Here is a 392-nt window from a genome sequence, read left to right as displayed (position 1 = left end):
ACAACGACCAAAGGCCGGGGGCTTACGCCCCCAGCCTTGGCTGCATCGCCGTGAATCGGTGACGATGCAAGGTAACTGCTTACTTGACTTCGACAGTCGCGCCAGCAGCTTCCAGGTCCTTCTTCATCTTCTCGGCGTCTTCCTTCGAAGCGCCTTCCTTCAGGACGCCACCGGCTTCGGCCAGGTCCTTCGCTTCCTTCAGGCCCAGGCCGGTGATGGCGCGGACGGCCTTGATGACCTGGACCTTCTTCTCCCCGGCCGACTCGAGAATGACGTCGAACTCGTCCTGCTCCTCGACGGCCTCGGCCGGAGCGGCCGCGCCGCCACCGCCGACCGCGGCCACCGCGACCGGGGCGGCGGCGGTCACGCCGAAGGTCTCCTCGAACCTCTCT

At 66.3% G+C, this 392-nt stretch carries 1 protein-coding gene; it reads right to left on the bottom strand.

The window, feature by feature from the left end:
- Window positions 1-79: 79 nt before the first annotated feature.
- A partial coding sequence (gene rplL / locus I6F37_RS43990) for a 50S ribosomal protein L7/L12 (protein WP_225154985.1) occupies window positions 80-392 on the bottom strand: 313 nt, incomplete at its 5' end.

Origin of the sequence: Bradyrhizobium sp. NBAIM08, assembly GCF_020193935.1 — a bacterium.
GTDB classification, from domain to species: Bacteria; Pseudomonadota; Alphaproteobacteria; order Rhizobiales; family Xanthobacteraceae; genus Bradyrhizobium; species Bradyrhizobium yuanmingense.
The sequence above is the reverse complement of the archived record's forward strand: the minus strand, read 5'-3'. Positions and strand labels throughout refer to the sequence as shown.